21 protein-coding genes and 2 tRNA genes are annotated in these 20,481 nt (G+C 34.5%); 18 read left to right on the forward strand and 5 right to left on the reverse strand.

Going from position 1 to position 20,481, the window contains the following annotated elements:
- Window positions 1-11 precede the first annotated feature (11 nt).
- The 4 genes from QUS22_RS01585 (at window position 12) to QUS22_RS01600 (ending at window position 2,617) form a co-directional block, all read left to right on the forward strand.
- The gene (locus QUS22_RS01585) at window positions 12-1,412 is read left to right on the forward strand and encodes an actin-bundling T4SS effector WalE1 family protein (RefSeq protein ID WP_289513232.1); all 1,401 of its coding nucleotides are present in this window, start codon (window positions 12-14) and stop codon (window positions 1,410-1,412) included.
- A 195-nt stretch (window positions 1,413-1,607) separates the two neighbouring features.
- Window positions 1,608-1,943: a divalent-cation tolerance protein CutA gene (cutA, locus tag QUS22_RS01590; protein WP_289513233.1), complete on the forward strand. Its 336-nt coding sequence runs from the start codon at window positions 1,608-1,610 to the stop codon at window positions 1,941-1,943.
- Window positions 1,934-2,008 (forward strand) — tRNA-Gln (locus tag QUS22_RS01595). The genes cutA and QUS22_RS01595 overlap by 10 nt, the downstream gene beginning before the upstream one ends.
- An 18-nt stretch (window positions 2,009-2,026) precedes the next feature.
- Window positions 2,027-2,617, forward strand: coding sequence for a hypothetical protein (locus QUS22_RS01600; protein ID WP_353477706.1), 591 nt, complete (start codon window positions 2,027-2,029; stop codon window positions 2,615-2,617).
- Here the strand turns inward: QUS22_RS01600 and QUS22_RS01605 are convergent.
- Window positions 2,614-2,925 (reverse strand): hypothetical protein, encoded by a 312-nt coding sequence (locus tag QUS22_RS01605; protein ID WP_289513235.1) that lies wholly within the window; start codon window positions 2,923-2,925, stop codon window positions 2,614-2,616. The genes QUS22_RS01600 and QUS22_RS01605 overlap by 4 nt on opposite strands.
- A gap of 901 nt (window positions 2,926-3,826) precedes the next feature.
- Here QUS22_RS01605 and QUS22_RS01610 point away from each other — a divergent pair.
- From QUS22_RS01610 to QUS22_RS01660, 11 genes are all read left to right on the forward strand, one after another.
- The gene (locus QUS22_RS01610) at window positions 3,827-4,153 is read left to right on the forward strand and encodes a hypothetical protein (RefSeq protein WP_289513236.1); all 327 of its coding nucleotides are present in this window, start codon (window positions 3,827-3,829) and stop codon (window positions 4,151-4,153) included.
- A 533-nt stretch (window positions 4,154-4,686) separates the two neighbouring features.
- Complete coding sequence (locus QUS22_RS01615) at window positions 4,687-4,851, forward strand: hypothetical protein (RefSeq protein ID WP_289513237.1); 165 nt, start codon at window positions 4,687-4,689, stop codon at window positions 4,849-4,851.
- 126 nt (window positions 4,852-4,977) lie between these two features.
- Window positions 4,978-5,145 (forward strand): hypothetical protein, encoded by a 168-nt coding sequence (locus tag QUS22_RS01620; protein WP_289513238.1) that lies wholly within the window; start codon window positions 4,978-4,980, stop codon window positions 5,143-5,145.
- Window positions 5,146-5,878: 733 nt separating this feature from the next.
- A complete protein-coding gene (locus QUS22_RS01625; RefSeq protein WP_289513279.1) occupies window positions 5,879-6,031 on the forward strand; it encodes a hypothetical protein in 153 nt (50 codons plus the stop codon).
- A gap of 85 nt (window positions 6,032-6,116) precedes the next feature.
- Window positions 6,117-6,689: a recombinase zinc ribbon domain-containing protein gene (locus tag QUS22_RS01630; RefSeq protein ID WP_289513239.1), complete on the forward strand. Its 573-nt coding sequence runs from the start codon at window positions 6,117-6,119 to the stop codon at window positions 6,687-6,689.
- Window positions 6,690-6,974: 285 nt separating this feature from the next.
- A complete protein-coding gene (dnaE, locus tag QUS22_RS01635; RefSeq protein WP_289513240.1) occupies window positions 6,975-10,310 on the forward strand; it encodes a DNA polymerase III subunit alpha in 3,336 nt (1,111 codons plus the stop codon).
- Between the two features lie 48 nt (window positions 10,311-10,358).
- Complete coding sequence (gene rpsF / locus QUS22_RS01640; protein WP_353477717.1) at window positions 10,359-11,141, forward strand: 30S ribosomal protein S6; 783 nt, start codon at window positions 10,359-10,361, stop codon at window positions 11,139-11,141.
- Window positions 11,141-11,416, forward strand: coding sequence for a 30S ribosomal protein S18 (gene rpsR / locus QUS22_RS01645; RefSeq protein ID WP_289513242.1), 276 nt, complete (start codon window positions 11,141-11,143; stop codon window positions 11,414-11,416). The genes rpsF and rpsR overlap by 1 nt, the downstream gene beginning before the upstream one ends.
- Window positions 11,417-11,423: 7 nt before the next feature.
- Window positions 11,424-11,966 (forward strand): 50S ribosomal protein L9, encoded by a 543-nt coding sequence (gene rplI, locus QUS22_RS01650; protein ID WP_289513243.1) that lies wholly within the window; start codon window positions 11,424-11,426, stop codon window positions 11,964-11,966.
- A 225-nt stretch (window positions 11,967-12,191) separates the two neighbouring features.
- Complete coding sequence (purB, locus tag QUS22_RS01655) at window positions 12,192-13,484, forward strand: adenylosuccinate lyase (RefSeq protein WP_289513280.1); 1,293 nt, start codon at window positions 12,192-12,194, stop codon at window positions 13,482-13,484.
- Window positions 13,484-13,559 (forward strand) — tRNA-Met (locus QUS22_RS01660). Before purB ends, QUS22_RS01660 begins: the two co-directional genes overlap by 1 nt.
- Window positions 13,560-14,588: 1,029 nt before the next feature.
- On the opposite strand, the gene QUS22_RS01665 is transcribed toward QUS22_RS01660, so the two are convergent.
- The 4 genes from QUS22_RS01665 to rpmG all read right to left on the reverse strand — a co-directional run bounded on the left by QUS22_RS01665 (window position 14,589) and on the right by rpmG (window position 16,146).
- Window positions 14,589-14,753, reverse strand: coding sequence for a hypothetical protein (locus QUS22_RS01665; RefSeq protein ID WP_289513244.1), 165 nt, complete (start codon window positions 14,751-14,753; stop codon window positions 14,589-14,591).
- 110 nt (window positions 14,754-14,863) lie between these two features.
- Window positions 14,864-15,019 carry a hypothetical protein gene (locus tag QUS22_RS01670; RefSeq protein WP_289513245.1) on the reverse strand — a complete coding sequence of 52 codons (156 nt, stop codon included), beginning with the start codon at window positions 15,017-15,019 and terminating at the stop codon, window positions 14,864-14,866.
- 625 nt (window positions 15,020-15,644) lie between these two features.
- On the reverse strand, window positions 15,645-15,920 hold the full coding sequence (locus tag QUS22_RS01675) for an XRE family transcriptional regulator (protein WP_289513246.1): 276 nt from the start codon (window positions 15,918-15,920) through the stop codon (window positions 15,645-15,647).
- A gap of 25 nt (window positions 15,921-15,945) precedes the next feature.
- The gene (gene rpmG / locus QUS22_RS01680) at window positions 15,946-16,146 is read right to left on the reverse strand and encodes a 50S ribosomal protein L33 (protein ID WP_289513247.1); all 201 of its coding nucleotides are present in this window, start codon (window positions 16,144-16,146) and stop codon (window positions 15,946-15,948) included.
- A gap of 162 nt (window positions 16,147-16,308) precedes the next feature.
- Here rpmG and QUS22_RS01685 point away from each other — a divergent pair, with 162 nt between their 5' ends.
- The 3 genes from QUS22_RS01685 (at window position 16,309) to QUS22_RS01695 (ending at window position 20,475) form a co-directional block, all read left to right on the forward strand.
- The gene (locus tag QUS22_RS01685; RefSeq protein WP_289513248.1) at window positions 16,309-18,084 is read left to right on the forward strand and encodes an Rne/Rng family ribonuclease; all 1,776 of its coding nucleotides are present in this window, start codon (window positions 16,309-16,311) and stop codon (window positions 18,082-18,084) included.
- Between the two features lie 83 nt (window positions 18,085-18,167).
- Window positions 18,168-20,090, forward strand: a complete 1,923-nt coding sequence (dnaK, locus tag QUS22_RS01690; protein ID WP_289513249.1) for a molecular chaperone DnaK — start codon at window positions 18,168-18,170, stop codon at window positions 20,088-20,090.
- 100 nt (window positions 20,091-20,190) lie between these two features.
- Window positions 20,191-20,475 (forward strand): BolA family protein, encoded by a 285-nt coding sequence (locus tag QUS22_RS01695; protein ID WP_289513250.1) that lies wholly within the window; start codon window positions 20,191-20,193, stop codon window positions 20,473-20,475.
- Window positions 20,476-20,481: the final 6 nt, after the last annotated feature.

Consider the following 20,481-nt stretch of genomic DNA (forward strand, 5'->3'; position numbering starts at 1 on the left):
TGAGGTTTAAAATGTTAACAAATACAGATTCAAGTCCTAAACAAAGTTCTACTTTTGTTAAAACTTTGCAGGGTAAACTTAAAGATATAAAAAATTTCTCTAACTGGTCTGAGAAAGAGCAAATGGTTGCAGTAAGTGTAGCGGGTACGATATTTGGTGCAGCATTTCCATTTTTGGTGATTCTTTTTCCAGCTGCAGCAACAGGTGCAGTAGTTGCCCTTACTCTATTTTTTGCTTTTGAGGCAGTGAAATATACATTCAAAGGGCTCAAATGGTCAGCAGAAAAAACAGTTGAAGGGGCAAGATATACTGCAGGCAAAATTAGAGATAGTTATGAATATTCAGTAGATTCACTGAAAAAAGGTGCTGACTTTGTAAGTGAAAAAGCAAAGGAAAAAACAAGCGGTATACTTAGTACAGCAGCAAATAAGTTATATAGGGCAGCTGGTAAGGAAAATTATTTAGATAAGATCAAAAGATTTACTCCAGAGGAGCTTAAGAAAATTGATGAAATAAGAAACGATATGAAAGAAATTTTTGCTGACAAAGGAAATAATTCTGGGTTAGTAGAAGATATACTTTCTGAAATATCGTCAAAAATTGATTCAAAAATGGCAGAAGAAGCAAAATCTGGATGTGTAGAGTATGCTTCTAAGTGGAAAATACAGAAAAAATTCGTTAACAATTTAAATAAGAAAAGTTTGCATAGCTTGTTAACACAAAGGTCATTGCCTGATGGTAGTTATTTCATCGACAGTATTTTCTCTGAACATTATGATGAAATTAAGGAAGTTATTGCAAAATGCAAAGAAAATCACGCTCTCAAAGGAGAGCTTAAAATGCGTTGTAACATGTTTGGGGCAGGTGATACAAAATCTAGTAGGTCTTTATTCTCTCCGCAAAGCTCCGAAAGCAGCTTATCAGGAAGCGGTTCATCACTGAATTGTAACAGTACTGATAGTAGTACAGCTGGATTGTTAGGTACTGAGGAGAATAAAGAAGTAAAAACAACTACTTCACTTTGGAATAAATCGTTATCACTTTTCAAAGTTGGCAAGAAGTCCGAAAAAACTTCTGAAGTTAAATATCAAACTTTTGAATCAGACACAGTGCCACCTGCAACAGTAAATCCTAACCATCTTAGAGGAAGTAATTTATATAGTAGCTTAAGTAGTGGTTCTTCTCAGCTTAAGGAAATTGCTCCACCACAGGTAACTAAAAGTCTATCTTTTGATAGTGCAGTAGGCTTATCTAGTCCTTCTACACCAAATGAACAAGATCCTATTCTAAAAGAATTGGATAGAGGGCTTGATGAGGCTCTTAATAATCTAGAGCATGAGATACCACAACTGCTTTCTTCAGTAATAACTGAACCTGGAGCTACACAAACAACTGTGAGAATTATAGAGTAAACAAAACTACTCACTTTCTCCAAAAGGACGTTACTCAATGAGTAACGTCCTTTTTTGTTTTAAACTATGATAGAAAAATCCTAGATTCTGGCGTCACGCGCTGGAACGACAAGGTTCCGAAAAAAGTCTCATCTATTTTCTCTTGATGAATAAATCTTAGTGGAGTATAGTAGCAGTACGCTTATGTGGATTCTAATGAGTGGTTTAGTTTTAGTTTATACAACTTTTTCAAATTTAAAGGAAGCTAAAGCTATTTCTGAAGAATTGTTAAGCGAAAAATTAATTGTATGCGTAAATATATTTCCTGAGGTAAATTCTCTGTATTTATGGGAAGGTGAAATTAATAATAGTTGTGAAGTAGCTGCAATCATGAAAAGCAGAAACGATCAAGTTGATAAAATTATAGAAAAAATCGAGGCAACGCATTCTTATGATCAGCCAGCTATTGTGGTAGTACCCATGGAAAAAGCAAATGAATCTTTTACTAATTGGGTTAATAGTGTTGTTGATGTGAATAGTATTGGGGTGTAGCCAAGTGGTAAGGCAGCGGTTTTTGATACCGCCACCCGAAGGTTCGAGTCCTTCCACCCCAGCCATATTGAGTAAGGTGTAAAATGATATCACTTTTCTATAAATTAAGGTTATTTAATTATATACTAGGCAGCTTAAAGGATATAGCTCTAAAACTATTTCTTTTCACAGTGTATCTTTATACATCTAGCATTATGCTCATGTTTCTCAGCAATGGTTTTTGGTATGCTGTAGAATGTGGCTCTTTCAAAAATGCATTTTACCATTTGTTTCAATATTGCAAGTGGTATTATGATAACAGAGATGATCTCGGTTATGGAATTTCTGTTCGAATGTTAGTAGCATTCCTTGCTCCGCATTTTCTCTATAAATTATTTCTTAGCAAAGGCTGGAAGTCTTTTTTAAAGGAAAGAATAATACAGTTACTCAGGTTCATAATCACAGGCAAAAAGAGCAGTAAAGTATGTCACAATGGTAAATCAAATGATTATAGTTATAGTAGTAGGAACGGCTATGGCGATGGCAGTTGTTATGGTCACAATGGCGAGCATTATGATCAAGATGCAAGACAGAAAGTGGCCATAATAAAGCAGCTGTTAGTTAAAGATATAGAGGAAATTATAGATAAAAGGCTAAATGATATCTTTTTCAGTGGAAGGAGCAGATCTCATTAAGTATGTACAGAGGCCTCATCTGATTTAGTAAAACTTTTTAAAATTGGCTGTATTTTATTTTTTACATATACCGGGCCACAATCAGCCAGTATACATGTGTACGCGAAATCTCGACTAAACTCTAATAACCAAGAAATTGCTTTGCATTTTTCTACCAAGCTTTCTGTTTTTTTACAGTTACTTGCTGTATCAATCATTGCCTGCGCTATTACTGATTTCCACAGCATATAATACCTTTGTATATCGTCTGACATACTATTTGTTTCGTAATGGTTGAAAAATTCTTTGAAATTGAAGTTATTTAACATAACGTACCTCTTAAGATTGAAAGTTCAGATTTGAAGTAATTTGAGTTTATAGCTTATATAGCTAGCAAGGACCGCTTCTATTATTCTATGGCCTTAACCTTTGGTGTATAAGCGTTGCAATTTATAGGTAGTTTTCATAGCAGATGGTGTCATTCCAACGCTCCTTTGTTTTCATCTAAATAGCCTTTTATGATGTCATCCTAGTGCATGATACCTCTCTAATTGCAACTAATCTTAAGCATTAAGAAATTTATTATATGAAAAAAAGGCAAAAGAAACCACGGGTAGCAAGTTTTGGCCCTCTAATACTTTAAACTAACGCTATAATAATTTGCTAACGCTTAATTTAAGTGCGATTTGTCTGAATGTAGAAAAGATTTAAAAGATGTGCAACCCTAATAATTTGATGTGATCCGCCAAAAAATACTTTAAGTTTTTTACTGATTTTGTTATTGGACCCACGCGGATCAAAAAAAATTTAGAGTCATAAAAACCCTTGTTGTTATTATATTCAGTACAATGATGCAAAAAATAATTTCATAGAATTCAGTAGGGTTATTCCTAGAGAATCACTAATCTACAGAAGACCAAGTTCCATTAATGCTGTTTCAGCGTATTTGTTCAGGGAAACAGCAGAAAATGATTAAGCAGCAAAATTGTTAAAATAAAGCTGCCAAATACGGCGTAATGTGGTTAATTTTTTAACACCTTACTCAATTTGAGACAAAAATGGATCACTTAAAGTCCTTTTGTTTATCTCTCAACCATTTTTTGCCTCTCCGCTAGGCAGATACTAACTGCTTTACTATTTCAACTATAATAACTAAGTCGACAAATTTTAGGAGAAATATAATGAAAATATTAAAAAAATAAGGAAGGCTATTGTCAAAAAATTTAAAAGTTGGAGTGGTACTACTGCTTCAAGAGAAATGGCTATGCAGGACCAGGCATTTCTAATGGTAGGAAACTTTCAGCAGGACCAGAAAAATCTTTAGAAGATGTTCCTAACATAGAAACAACCATGAAACAGCAAACTCTTTCTCCTACTGCTACAGCAGATGTAGCCATTAATATCGAAACCACCATAGCTGAACTGTGCGAAAATGGTGATATAACAACAATAGAAGATCAAGCTACTTCATCACTGCTCATAGATGAATCGCTAAACGCCTCTGATAGCCTCTCTTTAGCTGAAATAAAGTCATGTAATGCTGTAGAAGATAAATAATCAACAAAAATAACGCAGCAAAGGCAAGCAACCTTGGCTAGTTTTGTTGGTATAGCGTTATTAGTGGCTAGTGTTGCGTTGTACATCCTGAAAATACACGTTATAGCGGTAGTTGGTAGGATTGTTTGGGTTAGCGTGTATGAGTTTAGCGTTGTACAGTATTTTAAGGTTTAAGGCCAAATACGAAGTTCGAAAAAGTAGAAAGTGTAGAGCAGCCTGATGTTAACTCTCTTTCCAGCCCAACTACGCTTTAATCACCGTTTGATATTACAATTGCGTTTTCGAAACTAATATATTGATATCCTTACCACTATTGATAACAAATAGATATTTAAAAATTGACTTGACTCTTTAAAAAAGTTATGATTTTGTGCCAATACTATTAAAAAATAGTAATAAATATTTAAAAGTATTCTATTATTAATTAGTGAAGATTTTTTAACAAAAATAACAATAATCGTAGAGAATCAAGCAGTAATATATTAGCACGACTACTATTAAAGACTACCAAGTAGCTAAAACAACATTGCGAATTGCTCTCTAGTGAAAAGAGACAAAACCTTTATGAAGTGGTGGTGAAGGAAAGGCATAGAAACTTAGAAATTAACCATGTGAGAAAGCTGAATGAAATAGCTGCTATTATAGAACATTGTAACAAAGATGAAGACAAGAAGGAGGAAAGCGAGTTTATTGATTAAAATGTATAAGGTATTAGTATGATGGGGCACCCTCATCGAAAGAACTAGCCATGGATATACCACTATGAGCAAGGGGACCATATCACTACAACAAAAAGACTATATGCTATAGCAGAAGCATTATTAGTGAATATAAAAACTCTACTGCCAAAAATTAGTGAGCTAATAAAAAGAGGCAATGTTGAAGTTGAAAGAAGTGATGAGGATAGAGAAGAAGAAAATGGATTATTAGGCTTAGTGAGAGAGTTTAACAAAACTGAGGGTGAAGAAATACGTGATAAATTTATTCATTGATTATGTCTGTATCTGAAAAAATACAGATTGGCAAAGAAAAAGATAGAAAAATGGGGAAAATAGGAGTGGTAAAGAATTTACTAGAGGTAGGCTTCCCAACTCATGTAATCTACCAGGTGACTGGTCTACAGGATCTTAAAATTAACAGCATGCTTAAAAAAGCATAGGCATCAAATTAGAGAGGCCATTACTTAATGTTTAAATAATCATTCCTGCTATTTTCTGACGTGTATGGCTTAATGAATACCTCCAAAAATTTTGTTTGGAAAGCGCATCAATTTTTTGTTTAATAATTCCAGTTGACTTTATGAATGGACTACTACATATCCTAAAACTTTCGTCTTTTGCGCAAGTCTGAGCTACTAATTCCATCTATAAGAGTAAACGGAGAGTCTAGTTTTCCCGCTACACAATCTGGTTGTTTAATAGTTCCAGCTGACTCTATAGATATACTACCGTTTCATTCAGGACCTCCACCTTTTACAGCTTATAGAACACTTTTTCCTCCTAAAAAGCAGCTTTCTTCTAAACTTGATTGATCTTTTAGTTTATTAAACTTTTCCTGATACTCTTCATCAAGCTCTACTTTTTGATAGAGAAAAGATAAAATTTGAAATAAATGAAGAGGAAGCAAAAATAGTAAGGCAAATATTAGTGTGGATAAGACAAGAAAGAATTAAGTATAAGGGAAGTTATAAGTAGACTAAGAGATAGATTAGTTAGAACAAGAACTATAAAGGAGGTTCTGCGTCTAATAGTAATTTGGCAGATGTTAAGAAATCCAGCGTATAAGGGACAAGCAGCGTTTAGTAAATTAAAAAGGGTAAAAAGAAGAGGAAAAAATAAACAAAAGATTTCTATCTGTCGTACAGATGAAGATAGTTGATTTATATACCCATACCAAAGATAGTTGATGAAGGATTATTTAATAAAGTACAAAAGCAGCTGGATAAAAATAGAAAAAAGCAAGAATGCAGAGAAGGAAAGGAATAAATCTACTGCAAGGTCTAGTTGGATGTCAAAATTGTGAATATGCGTATAGTGGTGTGCACCATAGGGGTGAGGAAAGAACATATAGCTATTATTGCTGTAGTAGTGCCATACGTATTACTGATGGTGAGGAGAAATGTAACAATAAATTGGTTCGTATAGATATGTTAGAAAAAGCTATATGGGAAGAAGTGGAAAGTTTACTAAAAAACTCAGAGATAATAGAAAAGGAGTACCAACAAAGAATTTCAGAAAATAAAAGTGATGAATCATTAGATAAAAAGTTTGCAAGGGGAAAAGAACAAATAAAACAAGGTATGGAAGAATTAATGAGCGATTCTTATAGTAAAGAAAATGCAGGTGAGAAGCAGTATATAAGTAAGGAAGCATTTAAACAGACAATGAAAAAAATGAAGGAACGTTTAAAAGGAATGGAAGAGGAGAAAAAGAAGGTAACTGATCAAAAGGCAGTAGAGAAGGGAATAAATCCTATTATAAGTAGCATAAAGAATTTCTATTCTAGTGTAAAACCGAACTTAGAACAGCTAGATTAAAAAACTAAACTTGGCATTATTAAAGCATTGATAGAACAAATAGACATAGGTTGTGACCAAGTGTAAATAGGACCTCAGATCAAAGAACCAGCTAAAGATGGAAAGATTTTTAATTTGTATCATTGTACTACTCCTTATAATAAGGAGGCTGGCAAAATTTGTCAGGTAATTTTTTTTGTATTTTATGTTGGAATTGATAAACCTTGAATAAGCCTTTGTTTTCATAAAATTATATCCTCATGAGCAAATTAATGTTATCCTTTTATACTGATTTAAAGTTTTTTTATGTTCATACACTTGCGTGTTCACAGTGTTTATTCACTGCTTGAGAGTTCGGTTAAAATTGAGGAGCTGATAAGTCTTTGTTTGCAGAATAAAATGCCGGCTGTTGCAATTACTGATTCAGGTAACTTATTTGGCTCACTTGAATTTGCAGAATATGCAGCAAGTAGGGGGATACAGTTAATAATAGGATGCAATATTATAGTTCGGCATTCAGAGCAAAATTTACCTATATTGTTGCTCGCAAAAAATGAGCAAGGATACACTAATTTAGTAACTTTGGTGAGTGAGTCTTTTAGAAAACGCAAAAATAGCAGCGATATTCCTTATGTTGATTTTGAAGAGCTATTGAATTTAAGAACAGGTCTAATTGTTCTAACCGGTGGATATGATGGAATATTGGCTCAGCTGTTATTGAGGCAAGATAAAGAGACAGTTGAAAAACTGCTTTCAGCATTTGATGGTCATTTGTATGTTGAGTTACAGCGTCATGGGTTAAAGAAAGAATCGGAACTTGAAGAAACCTTAATAGACTTTGCTTACCAGCACAATATACCACTTGTTGCAACGAACGATGTGTTTTTTTCAAATAGATCTGACTATGAAGTCTATGACATATTAACGTGCATATCGGAAGGAAGTTATGCTCTTGGGAATAATAGAAAGAAGCTAACTACTGAACATTATTTTAAATCTGTGGCAGAAATGGCAGGACTGTTTAGCGATATTCCCGAAGCAGTTAATAACACCTTAGTAATAGCTAGGCGGTGCTCTTACATGCCAAGAAGTAGGCAGCCTATTTTGCCCAAATTTCCTTGTCGAGAGGGCAAAACTGAGAATGAAGAGCTAAGGGAACAGGCAATTGCAGGGTTGGAATCCCGCATTGAGAATGAAACAGACATAGACCTTAAACAATACTATGATCGGCTGAATTACGAACTGAGTGTGATAACTTCAATGAATTACTCCGGGTATTTCATGATAGTTTCTGACTTTATTCGCTGGAGCAAGGCAAATGGCATTCCAGTTGGTCCAGGAAGAGGTTCTGGTGCTGGATCAATTGTTGCTTGGGTATTGCAGATTACAGATCTTGACCCCATAAAATTTGGCCTGATCTTTGAAAGGTTTTTAAATCCTGATCGTATATCGATGCCTGACTTTGATATTGATTTCTGTCAGGAAAAAAGAGACCTGGTGATTAATTACGTTCAGAAAAAATACGGTTATGTTGCTCAAATAATCACTTTTGGAAAATTGCAGGCAAGGGCAGTGCTGCGTGATGTTGGAAGGGTATTGCAGATGCCTTACTCTCAGGTAGATAAGATATCTAAAATGGTTCCGTTCAACCCAGTAAACCCTGTAACTTTATCACAAGCGATAGAGTTTGATCAAAACTTACAGAAAGAACGGGATAGTGATGAAGTAATTGCAAGACTCCTTAATATCTCTCTTAAGCTTGAAGGAATATATCGTCACATTTCAACTCATGCTGCTGGAATTGTGATATGTGATCAAAAATTAGAAAATTTTGTTCCTGTTTATTATGATCCAAATTCGGCTCTGCCAATCACTCAATACAGTATGAAATATGTGGAGAAAGCTGGGCTGATAAAGTTTGATTTTCTTGGGCTTGGTACACTAACGCTAATTGATCATGTATGTCGCTTAATTAATCGTGATAGAAAAAGGATTGATATTTCTTCAGTTTCCTTGAATGACCACAAAACCTATGAAATGCTCTCAAGAGGTGATTCGATCGGAGTGTTCCAACTTGAAAGTTCAGGCATGAGAGAAACTTTAATCAAATTAAAACCAGACTGCATTGAGGATATTATTGCCTTAATCTCTCTTTATCGTCCAGGGCCTATGGATAACATTCCAACTTATATTGCAAGAAAGCATGGGCTTGAAAGGCCAGATTATATTCATCCATTGCTTGAAGGGATATTAAAAGAAACATTCGGAGTAATAATCTATCAAGAACAGGTAATGGAAATAGCGCGTATTCTTTCTGGGTATAGCCTTGCAGAAGCAGATTTACTCAGACGTGCTATGGGTAAGAAAATCAAAGAAGAGATGGATAAACAACGTGAACTTTTCATTCAAGGGGCAACGAAAAATGGTGTTAATTATGATAGGGCAAGTTATATTTTTGACCTTGTTGCAAAATTTGCTGGTTATGGATTTAATAAATCTCACGCAGCTGCATATGCGGTGATATCTTATCAAACAGCTTACCTTAAGGCTAACTATCCGTTAGAATTTTTCACAGCTTTGATGAACCTGAATATCGATGATAGAGACAAACTGAATTTATTCTATCATGCTGCAAAATTCAATGGAGTTTCTATTCTTTCACCTGATGTAAGAAGGTCTAAAGCTGAATTTTCAATAGAGGATGAACACATACGTTACGGCATTGCTGCTTTGCGTAATGTTGGTTTTTCTATAGCAGAAGGAATAGTGAACGCACGTTCAAGCGCTTATAGGGACGTATGGGAATTCATTCAAAATTCGGGTAATATAATAAATAAAAGGGCACTTGAAAGTCTAATTAAATCCGGAGCATGTGATAGTGTGCATCAAAACAGAAAACAGTTATATGAATCAATAGACACACTTATTTGCTTTGCAAATAAAAATAGGCAGGATAGAGAATCAAGGCAGGCTGTTTTGTTTGGTAATCTTGATGTTTTAAAGCCGAAACTTGAGGATGTGGAAGATTTTAGTGAAGAGGAGAAATTAGAGCATGAGTTATTTTCACTAGGGTTTTATTTAACTAATCATCCGCTTGAAAAATTTAGAACTCTTTTGAAAAAATTAAATATTGGGTTTATCGGAGAGGGTAGAACGACAAAAACTGCAGGTGTAATATTAAATGTGCGTATGAGAACCTCGGATCGTGGAAGATTTGTTATACTCACGCTTTCTGATCCACATAATGTTTCTGAAATAGCATTCTACAATAATGAAATAATAGAGGAGAAAAGAAGTTTATTTTCACCAGGAACATTTGTGATAATTGATCTTGAAGCCTCGGGGAATACGACAAGATTAGCGGGCAAGGACATATCTGAATTTACAGAAAGGATCACTTCTGTAATGAGGAGATTAGTTTTAACTGGGTGTGCGGATTCGCAAAAAACCGCTATGGAATTGAATTCGGTATTGAAAAGTAAAGGCAGGACCAAAATAATGTTGGAACTTCTTCTTGAAAAGCATAAGGTAAGTATCTTATTACCAGGTGCATATTCAATCACCCCTCAAGTTATTTATGAGATATCTAATTTAAGTTGGATTAAAGGTATAGAAATTGATACAAATAGCTTGCTTATATAAAAAAGCTTTATATAATGAGATATTTAGTCGGTGTTAAAGGAAAATATAGTGAATCTTTATGAGTTTACTTTTATAGCACAGCAAGGCTTATTGCAGCAGGAGGTAGAGGAGATAACCCAGGAGCTAGCTGTTTTATTGAGGAGCATTAAAGCAGATGTTATATTTCAGCAGATCAAGGGTATTCTGAAAGAAGGGAATGGTAAACTTGCAAAGCAAGAATTGGAAATGCGATCTAAAGCCATTCAAGAAAGTTTAGTTGATTGTTCTAATTTCTTAGAAAGCTTTGTAGAGATTTTATGGGTTGAATTGGAAGAAGATCTTTCAAATTTAAAAGAAGTGAAGTTAAAAGTTGACAAAAAGTTGAGAGATGAACTAAAAGGTTTAGGAATAACACAAGGTTTTGTAAAGCTTCCAGAAGGTGGTAAACAGATTGCTAAGAGTATATTTATTCGCAGTGTAGTAAGTGCTTTAAAAGGAAGTATTTCAGAGCATCTAATAAAGATTTTTCAGGGGGCTTTAAAAGATTTTGAAATAACAAACCAAAGTCGATTGAGTAGAGCGTGGGAGGTACTTTTAGAAAGTGTTGAAGCTTCAGGGTTGATAAAATATGAATATTGGGGTCTATTGGATTTTGCGTATCCAATAAATAAGGTGAAGAGCGGTCATTATTGTATGATGTGCGTAGTTTCTACTTCAAGCATTATGGATGAATTTGTACGTAGAGTAAAACTTAATGAGAACATTATTCGCCACCTGTCTGTGCGGGTTAATAAGTTTTTTGAAGGTAACCATCATATGATGAATAAACAAGTTGAGGAGCAAAGTGCATAATGACAAAAAAACGAAATAATTTTAATGTTTCTTACGTGTCTGTGAATAATAGGGCTGGGTTTAGGCGTTCTAGAGTTTGCCCTCTTGCTACTTCTCAGGATGAAGATATAGATTATAAGAATACGGATTTATTATCTAGATTTACCTCTGACTATGGTAGAATATTACCTAGAAGATTAACAGGTGTGTGTGCAAAAAAGCAAAGGAAATTGCGTTTAGCAATCATAAGGGCACGTTTTTTAGCTCTTGTTCCTTACTGCACTAAAAAAGTTTAGGTAATTTATGTTGGTAATTTTAAAAGAAAATATAAGAACTCTTGGTAAATTGGGTGACATTGTGAAAGTGAAGCCTGGTTACGCACGTAATTATCTTTTTCCACAAAAGAAAGCAATGAAAGCTACTAAGGAGAGTATAGCAAAGCTGGAGAAGCAGCGTTCCTTCTTAGAAGAGGAGAATATAGGAAAATTAAATTTGGCGAAAAAGCTAGCAGCGTCTCTTGCTGGTAAATTTGTGGTATTGGTAAAGCAAGCTTCTGAGGATGGTAGAATTTTTGGTTCTGTAACTGCAAGAGAAGTTGCAAGGTCTTTGTCGCAAGAGTGTGAAATTAATCACCGTAGAATATCTTTCGGTGGAATAAAGATAAGAAATTTAGGTGAGTATCAAGTGAATATAGAATTCCACAGTGAAGTGGTAGTACCAATCACTGTACATGTTGTTAGGTCAGAAACAGATGTACATGAGTTGAGGCAGGTAAAATTGCAAAGCCAAAAGTCACAACAGCAAAATGGTCAGGCTACAAAGCAAGAAGGTGCAAACAACAAGTAGCAGCATCTATCGATGTTATGTAAGTAGCTGATGCTGAAATCCAGAAAGTCTGATTATTATATCTATAGATGAGTATACGAACTTAGAAGCATAAGTGTTTATATCAAATTATATGATGAAATTACATAGTGAAACTGAGTTTCAGTGTCAAGTTTCTCAGGTGATACCAACTACCACTGAAATTAAGAAGAAATGGATGCTAAAAAACAAAACGGAGATTATTTAATGATTCCTCGTTATAGCCGTAAAGAGATGTCTTCTGTCTGGAAAGAAAACAACAAGTTTAATATATGGCTAAAAATAGAAAAATTAGCGTGCGAGGCTCAGGCAAAGTTAAAAGTGATTCCAAACGATGTTGCTGAAAAGCTTTCTGGTGCTATTGAATTTGATATTGGACGTATCTATGAGATCGAGTCCACTGTAAAACACGATGTTATAGCTTTTCTAACGTATGTTGCTGAAAAAGTGGAAGTTGATGTTCGTTATCTCCATTACGGGATGACAAGTTCTGACGTGTTAGACACATGTCTTGCTGTGCAGCTGAAAGAGTCTTGTGATATTTTGCTCAAGAACTTAAAAAATTTACTTGCAGCATTGAAGAAAAAAGCTGAGGACTATAAGGATATTGTGTGTGTTGGACGCAGTCATGGAATGCACGCAGAGCCAACAACACTTGGGTTAAAATTTGCCAGGTTTTACGCAGAGTTTAAACGCAGCTACCAAAGGCTAACCAACGCACAAAGAGAAGTCGCAACCTGTAAAATATCAGGTGCAGTAGGAAACTTTGCAAATATTGATCCATTTGTTGAGGAGTATGTGGCGGAAGAAATGGGACTTATACCTGAAACTGTATCATCTCAAGTTATCCCTCGTGATAGACATGCCATGTTCTTTTCAGTTTTAGGGGTGATTGCAAGCTCAATGGAAAATGTTGCTATTGAAATTCGTCATTTGCAAAGAACTGAAATTGGAGAAATTTCCGAATATTTTTCCATTGGGCAAAAGGGGAGTTCTGCTATGCCGCACAAGTGTAATCCTATTCTGAGTGAAAATCTAACCGGACTCTCGCGTTTAATACGAAGTTATATATTTCCTGCATTAGAAAATGTTGCATTGTGGCACGAGCGAGATATATCACATTCGTCTGTGGAAAGATGTATTGTTCCTGATGCTTGCATAGTGATGGATTTTGCTTTAGTGCGATTGACAGATTTGATAGATAAATTAGTGATTGATAAGGAAAACATTGAAAAGAACTTAAATTCTTCAAAAGGTTTAATTTTCTCACAGCGTGTATTGCTTGAATTAGTGCATAGTGGTTTAACAAGGGAAGAGGCGTATAGAATTGTTCAAAGCAATGCAATGAAAGTGAAACAAGACAACAGTGATTTTCTGTCCGAATTGAAGCAAGATAAATCCTTGCTTGAAGTTATTGACTCAGAAAAACTTGAATCTTTGTTTGATTTGAAGTATTATGAGAAACATATAGACCATATATATAGCAAGGTTTTTAATTAGGCTGGGTAGCTCAGTTGGTAGAGCAGGAGGATCATAATCTCTTGGTTGTGGGTTCAAGTCCCTCCTCAGCCACCAGTTAACCTTCTCAGAAAAAGCTACATTACCAATCCCAAGAAAGTGGGTCATTTAGGATTTCAAAAGAAGGTCAGGATATTACTTTCTCTAACAGCTCCTTGAAAAATTGGATCAAGTGTTGAAAACTATGTTCTTCTGTTGTATTCCCTTTAGGTTTATCAATTTAATATGATCCAAAGTAAGGACTACGGAATTTTATTTCTTTATCTACACTCAAGAGATTTACTTTAGTATATCCTTCTATTAAATTTCCAATGCAAGCAAGTTGAAAAATATGCCTTATCTTTTCACTCATTAACCTTTATTATGGAAAATATTTTGTGGTTTTAACCTATAACAGTTAAGAAAAAGCTAATTGATCTTAGTTGTTAGAAGTGGATGTGATACAAATAAATATTGCTTGGTTAGAAAAGTGCAAGCAATTGTGGAAAATTGTGAGTGAAAACTTAACTCTAGCCTACAAATGATCATTTTCTCAACTTAGTGATAGTAATTCATATCATCTGAGTAGGTTCGCTTATTCATGATCGATTACTAGAATCATTTATTTCACCATTGCAGAACATGTGGTCCTATTTTACTTTCTTTGTGCAGCTGATTTGTACAAGTTTGCTACATGAAAGTAGATGCAGTACCTGGTTTTTTGCATCATTTGATATTATAATAATCTCAGTTAACTTTATAAGCACATCAACATTTTTTTCAAAACTTTCGTCTTCTATAGCTTGCAGAACGCTTTTTCCTCCCAAGAAATAGTTTTCTTCTAAACTTTTTCTCTTACCTTTTAACTTGTTAAGCCTTGCTTCTTTTTTCTCATCAATCTCTACTTTTATTTTAGTATTTCTTCCTTATCGGAACTTAGATAAATACTAATCTTTCCCTACCTCGTCAGTAATAAAAGACATTTCAATTCTACCTTTTTCAACATTTGTGTAATTTTTCTTTTCTCCTGTGTTATCGACTTCTACTAAACTCCCCCTAAGTAAAATATGTGACGTTTTAAACCTAATCCTTTTGCCCTTGGGTTATCTACAATTTTTGTAACCTCAATACAATATCATGCGAATATCTTATATAAAAGTATATGTTATCTACTTCTGTGTATAAAACTTCATCTTGAGTATTACCATTTATAATAACTTCATATGCTAAGCTTTTTAGCTCGTTATCAATTTTTACGTTTTTCAGAAACATCACTACTGGACTTAAGGATTAAACGCAGTAATTTACTATCAAGAGAATTATATTTTACTCTTCCGCCTCTTTATAGTAAACTATCTATGATACCGTATATAATGTCTTCATCATTCTTTAATACATCCTTCTAAATATTTCTTTGTTATATCCCGTATTTGCTCTAAAGCATTGCTTGTGTTTTTTATTGGTGCACTAGATAGCTCTGCATGAAATCTGTTAATTAAACTTTTCTCACTTCTAGTTAATGGAAGACCTAGCTTCATTAAAGCTGAACCTTTTAGATAATAACAATCGTTTTTTTCCTCTTTGACTACTGCAAGTGTTAGAACTTCTAGTTGTTGATTACTGCTATATTCAAATTTAGAGTTTATATCACTTGATCCGTTATTTGCGGGTTTCTTACTTGCAGGATCATTTGTTGTAATTCACTCCAAATTTTGGTCCTTTTCTGTATTCAGAAAAATATGCCCCTCACCTAAATAAAAGTATAATTTTCTTACCGCAATTACCATTGAAAAGGAAGTAAAGCTAACTTTGTTAAGTACCTCTGGCTTTAGCTATGCAGTTAAATTTCCCTAGCTATGGGAAGTTTTTATCTACCATGCAATAACATTTTATGTAATGCAACATGTTTTTCATAAAAAAAATAATCATTATGGATATCAGCAATATAGACTGAGTTCAGCAAAATAGTCAAGAAGGCCGAATTGTGCAGCTGTAAGTGTGTTTCATTTTTATGAGAAATATGCTCATGCAGTATTCTGTATGTTTAATTTATTATTAGTAGTCTAAAAAAATCATTAAGTATGAATCCTATGGAATTCATAGATACTATTAGTAGTATATAGCTATAAATTAAGGCTAATAAGGAGCCTTATCAGATGTGTATTATGTAGGTTGAGAATTATACTTTATTCTCATATTTACATCTTGATCCAGTGCAACTAATAAGTTAAGCAAATATTGCAAGGAGAATCCTTCAATTTTTGACTTATTAATTTGAGATACTTTAGGTTGATCAATCCTTAGAGCAGTTGCTGCTTTTTTTTGTGTTCTATATCTCTTATTTATTAGTTGTGCAACAACCTTTATTAACTTCAGTTTTGTATCTTTTATATCACCCAACTCTATCACTATGGGATAGCTTAATTGTAAATTTTGCATAATGATAAACTTCCTTATAAAAAAATTACTTTAATTTTTCTTCTTTAAATAATACGTGCCTCCTAACTACCGGATCATACTTTCTAAACTCTAGTTTTCTAGTAAGCTTTTTTGGGTTACGCTTTTTTACATAAAAATAACCTGTAGGTTTTTCTTCACCAGTGCTTGTTTTCTTGGTTGCGCTGCTAACTAACTTAACAAGCAAAGAAGCATTTTTTTTTGCCATACATAATTAATAATATAAATTCTGTGTGAGTTTATTATACAAGACGCTAAAAGTCAATCACTTTATATACTGAGGCAATGTAAATTGCAAAATTCTTGACAATCAGCAGTGTATTGAATAGCATAAAGTTAATTTCAGAATAAAAAAGCTAACGGTAAGTAAGTGGCAAATAGTGGTAAAAGATTACTCTTAATAGAGAATTCTATCTGCTCTGATGAGGTGAGGGTTGCTTTATCAGTCAATAATAAGGTTGTAGAATTTGAACAGGAATTTAAGGAAAAGAAACAATTAAGGGGTAATATATACGTTGCTTATGTAAAGCGTATAGAGCCTTCTTTGCAAGCTGTATTTATTGAATATGGGAAGAATAAGCAAGGTTTTTTATCTTTTTCTGAGATATCTCCAGATTACTTTAATATTCCAGAAAAAGAAAAGGAAACTTTTTTCGAGAACTACTCAAATGTTGATTGTACAGAGGAGGGTGAAGATGTATCAGCAAGTATTTCTTCGGATTCTACGATTAGTAAAAATGTTACTGAATCCAGTAATGGTTTTGTAAGAGAGGTATCTTTATACAAGAGGTACAAATTACAAGACGTTATTTCGATCAATCAAAAAATGTTGGTTCAACTAACTAAGGAGGAACGAGGCAATAAAGGGGCTTCATTTACAACTTACATAACTTTAGTGGGTAGGTACTGTGTTTTCATGCTAAATTCCATGAGTAAAGGCGGAATATCTCGCAGAATTGAAGATGTTAGTGTCAGAAAGCAGTTAAAGGATATACTAAATTCAATAGACTTACCAAAAAGGTCGGGTTTGATAATAAGAACTGTTGGTTCAGGAAAAAGTAAAAAAGAAATTGAGCAGGATTACAGTTATTTATCTTCGTTGTGGCGGAATATTCAAGAAAATGCCTCCTCTGTAAATGCTCCATCGTTGATTTATAACGAAGCAGACCTAATTATGAGATCTATTCGTGATTTTTGTAGCAATGGTGTGGAGATTATAGTGTCTGGGAAAGAAGCATTTGAAGCAGTAAGACGATATGCTAGGAATGCGTTAAAAGGTAGTAAGTTGCGTTATAGATTGTATAAAGGTTTTGTTCCTATCTTTACTTACTACGGAATCGAGGATCAAATTTCTGAATTGTATAGCAATAGGGTGAAATTGCCTTCTGGTGGATCTTTGATAATAACTTTAACTGAGGCGTTTGTTTCAATAGATGTAAACTCAGGAAAAATGACAGGGGAAGATAGTATAGAAGAAACAGCTTATAGAACCAATATGGAAGCAGTACCTGAGATATCAAGGCAGGTGAATTTAAGGGGCTTATCGGGATTAATAGTGGTTGATTTTATTGATATGTTGAGGTATCAGTATTGTAGAGCTGTTGAGTCTGCTATTAGGCAAGCGTTTAAGGATGATAAAGCTAGAGTTCAATTTAGCTACATAAATGGCTTTGGTTTGATGGTGTTTTCAAGGCAGAGAATTAAACCAAACATACAGGAGATTAACACTACAGAATGTTTACACTGTAAAGGGATTGGAAGGGTAAAATCAGATGAGGTAATTGTTGCGTCAATATTAAGGGACTTACAACATGTTGCTAGTAAGAATCGGAATAGATCATTTGACTTGATAGCGCATAGTGCGATTATAGCACATCTTTTTAATAATAAGCGCAGCACAGTTTCTACAATTGAAAAAGAGTTCAATATTAGATTAGATGTGAGTGCTGATAACAATTTAGATGTAGGTACGTTCATTTTAAAACGAGGTGATGACGTTGATTTGAATGATTATAAGCCGTTACAAAATTCTGGTTACAAAATTGAATGTGGCAACAATGAAAAAGCTGATAATTCAGGTGGGTTACAAAGTAGCTTTTGGTTAACTAGATGGCTTTCACGCATTTTGAGCTCTGATACCAGCTAGAAATCCTAGATGGGGCTTGTAATTAATGAGCCCTATACTTATATATTCTTATATCAAATAACATTTATAAGGGAGTATTCATTATGGGAAGAGCAATAGGTATAGATCTTGGGACAACAAATTCTTGTGTTGCAATAATGCAGGGCAAGGATACAAAGGTAATAGAAAATAAAGAAGGAGCAAGAACTACCCCGTCTGTTGTTGCATTTACTTCATCAGGAGAAAGATTGATTGGTGCTCCAGCGAAAAGACAAGCAACCACAAATGCAAGTAATACTTTTTTTGCTACTAAGAGGTTAATAGGCCGTCAATATAGTGATCCTGAGATGAAAAACCTAAATGTGCCTTATAAAGTATTTGCAGCAAAAAATGGTGATGCATGGGTTAAAACAACAGATGATAAAGAATACTCTCCTAGTCAAATTGGTGCATTCATACTACAAAGTATGAAAGAAGCAGCGGAAGCTTATCTTGGAGAAGAGGTAAAGGATGCTGTAATAACGGTGCCAGCATATTTCAACGATTGTCAACGTCAAGCAACAAAAGATGCAGGGAAAATTGCCGGGTTGAATGTTCTCAGGATAGTTAATGAACCAACTGCTGCAGCGCTTGCTTATGGTCTTGATAAGAAGCATGGGCACACAATAGTAGTATATGACCTTGGTGGTGGTACATTTGACGTTTCGATACTTGAAATAGGTGACGGAGTTTTTGAGGTGAAAGCTACGAATGGTGATACTCATCTTGGGGGTGAAGACTTTGATAATGCAGTAGTGGGTTATTTATTGGATGAATTTAAAAAAAGTAATGGTATTTACTTAAAGAATGATCCAATGGCTATGCAAAGGATAAAAGAAGCTGCGGAAAAGGCAAAAATCGAGTTGTCAAGCGCAATGGAAACGGAAATAAATTTGCCATTTATTACAGCTGATGCGAGTGGTCCAAAACACTTAAATATGAAATTAACAAGGGCAAAACTTGAAAGCTTAGTAAATGATTTAATCGAAAGGACCATGGCTCCTTGCAAAAAGGCTCTTGAAGATGCTGGTTTGTCTGCTAGTCAGATTGGTGAAGTGGTGCTTGTTGGTGGTATGACTCGTATGCCAAAGGTGATAGATAAAGTTAAAGAATTCTTTGGCAAAGACCCACACAGAGGAGTGAATCCTGATGAAGTTGTAGCAATTGGGGCTGCAATACAAGCAGGAATCGTTCAAGGTGATGTAAGAGATGTATTATTACTTGACGTGACTCCACTTTCTCTTGGCATTGAAACTTTAGGAGGAGTGTTTACTTCACTTATTGAGCGTAATACTACCATTCCTACTAAAAAATCTCAGGTGTTTTCAACTGCAGAAGATAACCAAACCGCTGTTACTATTAAGGTATATCAAGGTGAAAGAAAATTAGCAGTTGACAATAAACTGCTTGGTCAATTTAGTTTGGAAGGGATACCACCTGCCCCTCGTGGGGTTCCTCAGATTGAAGTTACATTCGATATAGATGCAAATGGAATAGTGCATGTTTCTGCAAAAGATAAAGCTACTGGAAAAGAGCAGAAAATACGTATTAAGTCTTCGAGTGGTTTGTCTGAGAATGAAATAAATCGCATGGTGAAAGAGGCCGAAGAGAAAGCACAAGAGGATGAGAAGCGCAAGAAATTTATTGAAGTCAAGAACCAGGCAGATAACTTAGTTCACTCTACAGAAAAGTCTCTGAAAGAGTATGGTAATAAAGTTTCACCAGAAGATAAATCTGCTATAGAAAATGCAGTTAATGAGCTCAAGGAAGCTAGTAAATCTGATGACATTAATGATGCTGATTCAATACAACAGAAAGTTACTAGTCTTTCTCAATTATCTATGAAGCTTGGGGAGGCTATGTACAAAGAATCTCAACAACAACAGGGGGGAGGGGACTCTACCAATTCGGTTACAACAAATAGTGAAGAAGAAAAAGTGGTAGATTCTGATTATCGGGACATAGGTAATAAAGAAAAGGATAAATAGGGGTATGTTTCAGTTTCATTCCGGCGTGTGACGCTGGAACACAGAAAAAAAAGAAAAATGGACCCGAGTAGTCACGCTACTTGGATGACAGAGGCTATGTATGGATATTGTTAAGACGATAGAAGAGAAAATACGCAGTTCAATAGATGTAATTGATATTAATATCATCGATGAATCTGTAAAGCATGCAGATCATTATTTTTCTTCATCTTCAATGCTACCTTCACATATCGAACTAGTATTGATATCTGATGACTTTGTCGGAATGAACACTCTAAGGAGACACAAGTTGATTTATGAGTTATTAAAAAATGAAATAGAGCTAATACACGCAATTTCTCTTCACTTGTATACTCAAAGTGAATACAATTTAAAGAATAAATAATAGCAG

The sequence above is a fragment of the Wolbachia pipientis genome, from assembly GCF_030373985.1.
Lineage (GTDB): Bacteria > Pseudomonadota > Alphaproteobacteria > Rickettsiales > Anaplasmataceae > Wolbachia > Wolbachia pipientis_D.